Annotated in this window: 7 protein-coding genes; 2 read left to right on the top strand and 5 right to left on the bottom strand. The window is 71.5% G+C overall.

What is annotated here, in order from left to right; all coding sequences use genetic code 11:
- Positions 1-1,507 (bottom strand): MFS transporter (locus tag ABZV38_RS38215; protein ID WP_356333302.1); only part of this gene is annotated, 1,507 nt, incomplete at its 3' end.
- Positions 1,508-1,760: 253 nt separating this feature from the next.
- On the opposite strand from ABZV38_RS38215, the gene ABZV38_RS38210 reads away from it, so the two are divergent.
- Positions 1,761-2,330 (top strand): helix-turn-helix domain-containing protein, encoded by a 570-nt coding sequence (locus ABZV38_RS38210; RefSeq protein ID WP_356333300.1) that lies wholly within the window; start codon positions 1,761-1,763, stop codon positions 2,328-2,330.
- Positions 2,331-2,333: 3 nt separating this feature from the next.
- Here the strand turns inward: ABZV38_RS38210 and ABZV38_RS38205 are convergent, their stop codons facing one another.
- The gene (locus tag ABZV38_RS38205) at positions 2,334-3,971 is read right to left on the bottom strand and encodes an ABC-F family ATP-binding cassette domain-containing protein (RefSeq protein ID WP_356333298.1); all 1,638 of its coding nucleotides are present in this window, start codon (positions 3,969-3,971) and stop codon (positions 2,334-2,336) included.
- 164 nt (positions 3,972-4,135) lie between these two features.
- Positions 4,136-5,188: an oxidoreductase gene (locus ABZV38_RS38200; RefSeq protein ID WP_356333296.1), complete on the bottom strand. Its 1,053-nt coding sequence runs from the start codon at positions 5,186-5,188 to the stop codon at positions 4,136-4,138.
- A gap of 66 nt (positions 5,189-5,254) precedes the next feature.
- Between ABZV38_RS38200 and ABZV38_RS38195 the strand changes: the two genes are divergently transcribed.
- Positions 5,255-6,217: an FAD-dependent oxidoreductase gene (locus tag ABZV38_RS38195; RefSeq protein ID WP_356333293.1), complete on the top strand. Its 963-nt coding sequence runs from the start codon at positions 5,255-5,257 to the stop codon at positions 6,215-6,217.
- A 236-nt stretch (positions 6,218-6,453) separates the two neighbouring features.
- Here ABZV38_RS38195 and ABZV38_RS38190 read toward each other — a convergent pair whose 3' ends face one another.
- Together ABZV38_RS38190 and ABZV38_RS38185 are read right to left on the bottom strand one after the other, a co-directional pair.
- Entirely contained in the window at positions 6,454-7,803 is a 1,350-nt protein-coding gene (locus ABZV38_RS38190) for a M14 family metallocarboxypeptidase (protein ID WP_356333291.1), read from the bottom strand.
- A complete protein-coding gene (locus ABZV38_RS38185; RefSeq protein ID WP_356333289.1) occupies positions 7,800-9,416 on the bottom strand; it encodes a Xaa-Pro dipeptidyl-peptidase in 1,617 nt (538 codons plus the stop codon). Before ABZV38_RS38185 ends, ABZV38_RS38190 begins: the two co-directional genes overlap by 4 nt.
- Positions 9,417-9,489: the final 73 nt, after the last annotated feature.

Below are 9,489 nucleotides of genomic sequence, written 5' to 3'. Positions count from 1 at the left end.
CGCAAAGGCGTTTCTCACGCATCTCCGCGCCTTGCGTGACAACGGCCTTCACCTGCGTTTCTCGGTCGGATACGCGGTCACCGCACCGGTCCGCCCTTTCCCCGGTCGCGCGGAGCTTCAGCGACGCACGGTGGGCCGGAATCAGCAGGGCCACGAGGGCCGCGGCGAGGCAGAGGAGGGTGAGCAGGGCGAAACCGTGGGTGTAGCCGGACTCGTACGGGAGCCCGGTCGGCTGGAGCCGGCCGGTGACCAGGATGCCGGTGACCGCGGCGCCGATGGAGCCGCCGATGGTGCGAATGTTGGCGTTCATGCCGGTCGCAGCGCCGGTCTGCTCGGCCGGGACGCTGTGCACGATGAGGGTGGCCATGGAGGCGAACGCCAATCCGATGCCGAGGCCGAACACCCCGGCGGCCACGGAGACCTGCCAGACCTGTCCGTGCCAGACGGTGAGCAGTCCGCAGGAGACCGCACCGAGAGCCGCGCCGACGACGAGCAGGTTCTTCGCGCCGACCACGGGAGCGAGGCGGCCACTGAGCACACCGGAGGCGAACATCGCGACCAGCATGGGCAGCATCAGCAGTCCGGCCCCGGTGACACTGGAGCCGAATCCGTACCCGGCGGCCGACGGGGTCTGCGCGAAGCCCGGCAGGAACGACCACACCGCGTACATGCCTGCCCCGAACAGCAGTGCGGTCGCGTTGGTCGTCCACACCGGGTACAGCCGCATGATGCGCAGATCGATCAGCGGGTGTTCGGCCCGCGCCTCGGCGACCAGCCACGCAGCGAACAGCACGACGGCGACACCGAACAGGCCGAGCACCCGGGCCGAACCCCAGCCCCACGAGCTTGCCTGGCTCAGCGGCAGCAGCAGCGCCACAAGCCAGCCGGAGAGCAGGATCGCACCGCCCCAGTTGACGCGCCCCTCGGCGCGCCGCGGCGACTCGGGCACGTACCGGAGGGCGATCGCGGCGGTCAGGGCGACCACGATCACCGGAAGCCAGAACAGCCAGCGGTAGTCGAGCGTGGCGACGATGGGCCCGGCGAGGACGATGCCGAAGCCGCCGCCCGCGGCGATGACCGCGGACAGGTTGCTGATACTGGCGCCGACCCGGGAGGCGTCGAACTCGTCCCGGATGATGCCGAAGGACAGCGGGAAGAGGGCGCCGCCTATGCCCTGCACCACCCGCGCGACGATCAGCATGCCGATGCTGGGCGCGAGCGCGGCGAGCAGACAGCCGACGAGTACCGCGACCAGTGCGGCGACCAGCGTGCGCTTCTTGCCGATCAGGTCGCCGACGCGGCCGAGGATCGGGGTGAAGATCGAGGCGGAGAGGAGATAGGCCGTCATCACCCAGGTCACTGTCGCCTGCGAGGTGTGCATGGCGTGCTGGACGGTGGGCAGGGCCGGTGCGATCAGCGACTGGAGGAGGGAGAACACACCCGCACCGGTCGCGAGGACGGCGAAGGTGACCCGGTTCGAGGAACGCGGTCGGGATGGAGCAGACAAAGTCGGCTTCTCTCTCGGGTATGTGGGCATGCCGGTTCTGCGGCACGGCGGAATCCGGCCTTATGTACCGATAGGGAGTGGGAGTGCGGGGTGCCCTGGGGGCACGGACGCGGGGCGCGGCCTCGCTGCCGCGTCTGGAAGGATGGGAGCGGTCGGACACAACCGGCCGCCGGAAGCCGCTCCACTGGTAAAGTGGAGGAGCTCTTCCAGATTAGCGGAGGCGCACCTCCGGTTCAAGTCAGGGAGTCACACAGTGGCGCACACCCCGGTGAGCGAGATCGTCGAGGCCCGGCGCCCGCGCCGCGCCGACGCCCGGCGCAACTACGACGCGCTGCTGAAGGCCGCCCGCGAGACCTTCGCCGCGCAGGGCGCCGACGCCTCCCTGGAGGACATCGCGCGCCGCGCGGGCGTCGGGATCGGCACGCTGTACCGCAACTTCCCGACCCGGCTCCAGCTCTTCGAGGTCGTCTACGCGGACGAGGTCGACGCCTTGTGCCAGGTTGCCGACGAGGTCGCGGACGAGCCGCCGTGGCAGGCACTGACCATCTGGCTGCGCCGCTTCGTCGAATACATGGTCACCAAGCGGGCGATCCGCGAGGCGATGGACGGCGAGTCCGATGTGTTCGTCTCCTGCCGCGCCTCGATGTACGAGGCGGGCGGCCCGCTGTTCACGCGCGCCCAGGAGGCCGGCGAGATCCGGCGCGACATGTCCTTCGACGACCTGATCCGCATGGTCGCGGGCATCACCGGGGCGTCGTACCCCACGACCGAACAGCGCGACCGCGTCCTGGAGATCGCCCTGGACGGCGTCCGCGCCCGCTGACCCTCAGCTCTCGGTGACCCTTCCCCCGTCCACCCGCAGCATGCGCGTGGTGCGGACGACGTCGAGCATCCGCCGGTCATGCGTGACCAGCAGCAACGTGCCGGTGTACGAGTCGAGCGCCGACTCCAGCTGCTCGATCGCCGGCAGGTCGAGGTGGTTCGTCGGCTCGTCCAGGACCAGGAGGTTGACGCCCCGGCCCTGGAGGAGGGCGAGCGCCGCGCGGGTGCGTTCGCCCGGGGAGAGCGTGGTTGCGGGTCGCATCACATGGTCCGCGCGCAGGCCGAACTTGGCGAGCAGGGTGCGGACTTCGGCCGGTTCGGTCTCGGGGACGGCCGCGCAGAACGCCTCCAGCAACATCTCCGAGCCGTGGAACAGCTTCCGCGCCTGGTCGACCTCGCCGACCACGACACCCGAGCCGAGCGTGGCATGGCCCGAGTCCAGCGGCAGGCGGCCGAGCAGCGCCGCGAGGAGGGTGGACTTGCCGGCTCCGTTGGCGCCGGTGATCGCCACCCGGTCCGCCCAGTCGATCTGCAGCGACGCCGGGCCGAACGCGAAATCGCCGCGTACGACCTGTGCGTCGCGCAGGGTCGCGACGACCGAACCGGAGCGCGGGGCGGTCGCGATCTCCATCCGCAGCTCCCACTCCTTGCGCGGCTCCTCGACGACGTCGAGCCGTTCGATCATGCGCTGCGTCTGCCGGGCCTTCGCTGCCTGCTTCTCGCTCGCCTCGCTGCGGAACTTGCGGCCCATCTTGTCGGAGTCGGTGGCCTTGCGGCGGGCGTTCTTGACGCCCTTGTCCATCCAGCCGCGCTGCATCTGGGCCCGCCCCTCGAGGGCGGAGCGCTTGTCGGCGTACTCATCGAATTCCTCGCGGGCGTGCCGGCGGGCGCGGTCGCGCTCCTCCAGGTAGGCCGCGTAACCGCCGCCGTACAGGTTGATCTGCTGCTGGGCGAGGTCGAGTTCGAGGACCTTGGTGACCGTACGCATCAGGAACTCTCGGTCGTGGCTGATGACGACGGTGCCTGCGCGCAGCCCCGAGACGTACCGCTCCAGGCGCTCCAGCCCGTCCAGGTCGAGGTCGTTGGTCGGCTCGTCGAGCAGGAAGATGTCGTACCGCGACAGGAGCAGGGAGGCGAGTCCGGCGCGGGCCGCCTGGCCGCCGGAGAGTGCGGTCATCGGCAGGTCGAGGCCGACGGTCAGACCGAGGTCGGCGGCGACCTCCTCGGCACGCTCGTCCAGGTCGGCGCCGCCGAGGGCCAGCCAGCGTTCCAGGGTGTCCGAGTACGCGTCGTCGGCGCCCGGCGCCTCGTCGACCAGGGCCTGGGTAGCGGCGTCCATCGCCTGCTGGGCGTCGGCGACGCCCGTCCGGCGGGCGAGGAACTCCCGCACGGTTTCGTCCGGGCGGCGTTCCGGTTCCTGCGGGAGGTGGCCGACGGTGGCGGTGGGCGGGGAGAGCCGCAGCTCACCCTCCTCCGGCCGGTCGAGTCCGGCGAGCAGCCGGAGCAGGGACGATTTTCCGGCGCCGTTGACTCCGACGAGACCGATCACGTCACCGGGTGCGACGACGAGGTCGAGCCCGGCGAAGAGTGTGCGGTCGCCGTGTCCGGCGGCGAGGTCCTTGGCGACGAGAGTGGCAGTCATCAGGGTCCCGATCCTAATCTGCGACCGGCGTCGGCCTTGCCGCGTACCGGATGCCGGAGCAGGCCGGCCGGTGGTGCGCAGAGGGCGCCGGATCCGCTACGGAGGGTGGTGGCGCGTCGTCCCGTCGGGGCGGGGCGCGGTTGGCCCGTGGCCTGCGTCCCCGCTCAGTGGTGCACCATCGGGGCGACCAGCACGCTCCCCGAGGTGCGCGCCACGATGAACGACTGTCCTTTCACCGCCCGCGCGTCCAGCGTGATGCGGTGCTCGCCCGGCTCCAGTACACCGTCGAAGACCTCCCGCGCGTGGGTCCGGTACACCCGGTCCAGGCGGTAGGCGACCAGGCTGACCCGGCAGGCCGCGGTGACGTCGACCCCGGCCGTGCCGTCCGCCGCCGTCAGCCGGACCAGGCGGCGCTGGGCGGGTGCGCTGCGGTCCAGGGCATGTTCGATCTGGGCGAGCAGCACGGGGACGACCGGGGCGAGGCCGTCGACATAGGCGACGTCCGCGCCGGCCCGGGTGAATGCCTGCCGCACGGCAGCGCGCTCGTCTTCGGTGATCGCGCGGCCGAAGGCCACCGCACGGTAGCCGCGGAGCTCCTCGGGCGACACCTGAGCGGCGTCGGCGGTGATGTCGGCGCCGACCCCGATGGCGCGGAGTGCGGCGGCGAGCTTGGCGAGTACGGCGACGCGGGCGCCGATCAGCAGGACGCGACGCCCGGCAGGCAGGTCCGGCCCCCGCTCCGCGCCGTCCGCCGCCGCGGCCGGGAGCAGGCGTACCAGTTCCTGCCGGTACTGGTGGCCGTCGAAGCGGAACGGCCCTATGCCGTGATAGCCGCTCTGCTCCAGGTCGACGGTCTCGTACGTCTGCCAGGCGAAGTCGCGCCAGACGATGTCGGTGCCGTCGCGTTCGATGACAGCCGTGACCGCCCCGCATTCGAGGCTCTCGCACTCGGGGCAGCCGTAGATCACGTAGCGCCCGTCGGCGAGCGGGGCTTCCGCTTCGAGGAGCAGGCGCCGCACATGCGTGGTGAAGATCGCGGGCGGTACGTCGGAGGCGAGCGGGGACACGGCGTCGAGGTCGGTGAGCTGGAACAGCAGCGGGCGGCCGTCGACGATGAAGTCCATGAAGTCCCGGTGCACCTGGTAGTCGCCATGGGCAAGGACTCCACCGGCTCGCATCGCCGGCGCAAGGCCGAAGGTCGCGTACTCGGCAGACATGACCCGAGTATTCCCGGCACGGACCTGTTGTGAGCACGGCATGGGGCATTCCGTTAGCGTCCGCCCATGAGCAGCGCATGGGCAGACGGGACGGGCGGGGCAGAAGTGTCGGATGTGATCGTGGTGGGCGGCGGGGTCAGCGGACTGACTACGGCGCTGGTGCTGGCCGAGCGCGGTCACCGGGTGCGGGTCTGGTCCCGGGAGCCGGCCGCCGCGACGACTTCGGCGGTGGCGGGAGCGTTGTGGTGGCCCTACCGGATCGAGCCGGAGGGGCTGGTCGGCGACTGGTCGCTGCGGTCGTTGCGGTGGCACGAGGAGCTGTCCGGCCGCCCTGAGGAGACCGGCGTACGACTGGTCGCCGGGGTGCACCACGGCGAGCGGCTCGCCGCACTGGGGACGTGGGCGGCGCAATTGACGGATCTGGTGGAGGTCGGGGAAGGGCTGCGGGCCCGGCTGCCGCTGATCGACATGCCGGTGCATCTGGGCTGGCTGGAGCGGCGTCTCGTGGCAGCCGGGGGTGCGGTGCAGCGGCGCACGGTCATCTCGTTCGACGAGGCGGCGGCGGAGGCCGGGACGGTGGTCAACTGCACCGGTCTCGGGGCTCGGGAGCTGGTACCGGATGGCGGGGTGCGGCCGGTGCGCGGCCAGTTGGTACTGGTGGAGAACCCGGGGATCGAGGAGTGGTTCACCGAGGCGGACCCGGTGTCGGACGCGACGACGTACTTCTTCCCGCAGCCGGGGAGGCTGGTGCTCGGCGGTACGGCCGAGGCGGACGACTGGAGCACGGTGCCCGATCCCGGTACGGCGGAGGAAATCGTGGCGAGGTGCGCACGGGTCCGGCCGGAGATCGCGCGGGCGCGGGTCATCGGGCACCGGGTGGGGCTGCGGCCGGCCCGGGACAAGGGGGTACGGATCGAGGCGGAATTGCTGCCCGGTGGTGGGCGGTTGGTGCACAACTACGGGCACGGGGGCGCGGGGGTGACGGTCGCCCTGGGCTGCGCCGAGGCGACGGCCGATCTCGTCGGCTGAGCCGGGGCCGTACTCCCTGGGCGAGGCCGGGCGTTGGGCGGCGAGGGCCGGCCGGTACCCGCCGGACAGCAGGCCCGCGCCGAGCCCCCGGGTCGGGCCGCCGGGCAGATGCGCCGTTACCGGCAGATCCCCCGACCGCCCGTCTCCGTTCGTCCTGCGGCACGAGTGGCACCTGTCACGGAGGCTGTATCTCACCCTCCGTGGCCAGTGCCACCCGCGTAGCGCCGCGTGTGGGATCAACAAGCGGTATCGGCTCGGCCGTTCGTGAGATGATAGGTCGCCCGTTCGTCCAGGAGGAGCGGGATCAGCTTCCGGGCCGACTGGCGCAGCGGTACGTACGCCCCGTCGCCGTCGCGCCGGAACGTGACGCCGTGCAGGGCGAGTTCGTCCTTGACGTCGGCGAACTGGGCGGCGGTGAGCCGGTAGCCGCACGGCGGGTCCTGCAGGATCTCGGCGGGCTCGGCCGCGTCGTTGTCGGCGCCGCCGAGGTAGACGGGACCGCGGTCCTTGAACCCGGCCGCGCGGGACGCGGCCGTGGCGGCCTCGATGCGTCCACGCCGCTCGTCGGTGAAGCTGAACAGCCCGTCGAGTGCGGCGAGTTGCGAGTCGACGCGACGTCGGCTGTTGAGTGCCGGGTCGTTCTTCTCCGCGTCGGTGAGCGCGTCGACCCGGGACTCGATGAGCAGGCCCACCGCGTGCTTGATGCCCGAGGTGTTGCGCAGAATGCGCTCCTGTCCGTCGCCCGCGGTCTGTTTGATCGGGTCTCCGGTGACCGGGTCGGTCCAGATGCCGTAGAGGCCGCTGCTGTAGCCGGCCCCCTTGGCGGTGGGCCGCACATACCCGTCGGCCAGGGTCTGCGATTCGCCGTGCACCCGGTCGTCGGTGTTGAGGTTGCGGGGCCAGAGGACGAACAGGTCCTTGTCGTAGTACGGCGGGGTGGCACCGTACTCGTGCAAGTCATAGATCACATCGGGCTTCCGGTCGCGGATCACGGCGGCCATGGCACGGGCCTCGGCGGTCTGCAGGGCGATGTGGTCGCGGTTGATGTCGACGCCGTCGGAGTTGCCGCGGGTGTTCGCCGCCCGCCCGTCGGGGTTCGCGGTGGGGACGACGAGGACATCGGTCCGGGAGAGGAAGGCGCGGGTCGCCGGGTCGTTGGCGTACGCGAGATCCCGGACGGTGGTCAGACAGGCCTCGCGCCCGGACGGTTCATTGCCGTGCTGGCTGCAGATGAGCAGCATCGTGTCGGCCGTGGGGTGGTGGTTGCCGATGCGGACGAGCTGGAGCGGGCGGCCCTGTTTCGTCGTGCCGATCCGGTCGATGGAGACGCGGTCGCTGCCCCGGTCGACGGCGGCGAGGAACGACTGTTCCTCGGGCTGACCGGTCCAGTGGGCCCCGTTGCTGATCTCGAAGCCGGTACGGGGCGGGGTGTGCGCGGCCTCGGCCGGCACCGTGACCAGGGGCACGGCCAGAACCGCGGCCGCGGCCGTCAGGGACAGGTACCGGGGTACCGGCCGACGTGTGCCGAGGCGAGGAGGGCGGGGACGGGCGCGGAGCTGACGGACGATCGGGATACGGGGTGTCATGAGCGGCTGCCTCCCGGGATGCGGTGTGCGGGACGCGGCGGTGCCACGCCCTCGGAACGGGATACGCGGGGGGTGGCTGTCGCGGGCGCGGGGCCCGCGGCGGCGCGCACGAACGCGGCGGCGCCGCCGACGAACGGCAGCTTCGCGGACGTACGGGCCAGATCGAGGGTGAGCGTGGGGGTGGAGCCCGGCGGGTCGATGAGGTCCTTGTCGGTGCCCGCGACGATCAGGGCGAGGCGGTGTCCCGCCGGCACGACGTGATCGCTCGCGGCCAGGTCGACGGTGATCGTGTAGCGCGTGCCCGGGGTGAGGGGGCGCCCCTTGCCCGCGGAGGCATACGTACCGAGGTCGGCCCAGCCGCGGCTGAAGACCGTCCGGTCGACGGCGGTCGCCCTGGCCACGGTCTCCTTGAAGCACGAGCTGTCCCCGGCGGTGCTCGCGCCCCAGCAGGTGCGGTCGGTGAGAGTGGTGATGCCTTCGCCGGATGCGCCGTAGTCCCGGATGGTGTCGGGGCCGACGTCGACGAGGACCGCGGAGAGATGGGCGGTGGAGGTCGTCGGCGTCGCGGTGACGGTCACCTGCGACGAGCCGGCGAGCCGCAGGTCGTGGGCGAGTGGTGCGGTGAGGAAGCCGGCCTTGGCGCCCGTGCTCCTCTCCAGGTCGGCGGCCCAGTCCGTCTCGCTCTGCTTCGGGTCGTCGGTGAACGTCTCTGTGGCGCCGGGGCGGGCGGGCCTGCGGGTGAGGGTGCCGACGCCGGGCGCGGTGCCGGTGCCGGGGCGCACGGTGGTGGCCGCGGTGGTGCGCGGTGGCCAGACCTTGTCGGTGGACCACTGGTCGGGGTGGCGTTCGATGTCGGCCATCGGTTCGCGGTCGATGCCGTTGTCGTAGCCGAGGAGGTAGTGGTCGAACCAGCGGTGCAGGGTGTCGGCCCACTCGGCGCGCCGGTAGTCGAACGGGTCGACATGCCCGGTCTGGGAGAGCCAGATCTTGCGCTCGACGCCCCGGTCGGCGAGGGCGTCCCACCACTGACCGAGGTGCTTGGTGCGGACGTTGAGGTCCTGCATCCCGTGGACGGCGAAGACACTGGCCTTCACCTTGCGGGCGTCCTTCACGTAGTCGCGCTCGTTCCAGAGCTTCGTCCAGTCACCGGTGCGGGGCGCCTCGTCGACGAGCCTCTGCTGGATGGCTGCGCAGCGCGCCCGCGCCTCGGGGCTCTCGACATAGTCGGAGAGCCATTCGGGACCGCTGTCGTAGAGGGGGGCGCCCTGGGCGAAGTAGTAGTCGTACCAGGAGGAGATGGAGCCGATCGGGACGATGGTCCGCAGACCGTCGACTCCGGTGGCCGCCACCCCGTTGGCGATGGTGCCGTCGTAACTCTTGCCGATCATTCCGGTGCGGCCGTTGGTCCAGCCGGCCCCGGCGCGTTCGGTGCCGGTGCGGGTGGTGTAACCGCGGGCCCGGCCGTTCAGCCAGTCGATGACTGCCTTGGCGGACTGGATGTCGGAGCGGCCTCCGACATCGACGCATCCGTCGGAGCGGTTGGTGCCGGCCAGATCGACGGCGACGAAGGCGTAGCCGCGCGGGACGAAGTAGATGCCCCTATGTTTCGTCAAGTGGTGAGGACGGAACCGGGATGGCGGTCCTCGGCAGGATGTGTCGGTAGATCTCGCGGGCGACGTAGCGTTT

Source organism: Streptomyces sp. NPDC005181, from assembly GCF_040608395.1.
In the GTDB taxonomy this organism is placed as follows: domain Bacteria; phylum Actinomycetota; class Actinomycetes; order Streptomycetales; family Streptomycetaceae; genus Streptomyces.
This window is presented reverse-complemented; position numbering and strand designations above follow the sequence as displayed.

Excerpts from the sequence above, each read along its gene's own strand:
- ABZV38_RS38205 (WP_356333298.1), bottom strand. The coding sequence starts at position 3,971 with ATGACTGCCACTCTCGTCGCCAAGGACCTCGCCGCCGGACACGGCGAC.
- ABZV38_RS38200 (WP_356333296.1), bottom strand. The coding sequence starts at position 5,188 with ATGTCTGCCGAGTACGCGACCTTCGGCCTTGCGCCGGCGATGCGAGCC.
- ABZV38_RS38195 (WP_356333293.1), top strand. The coding sequence starts at position 5,255 with ATGAGCAGCGCATGGGCAGACGGGACGGGCGGGGCAGAAGTGTCGGAT.
- ABZV38_RS38190 (WP_356333291.1), bottom strand. The coding sequence starts at position 7,803 with ATGACACCCCGTATCCCGATCGTCCGTCAGCTCCGCGCCCGTCCCCGC.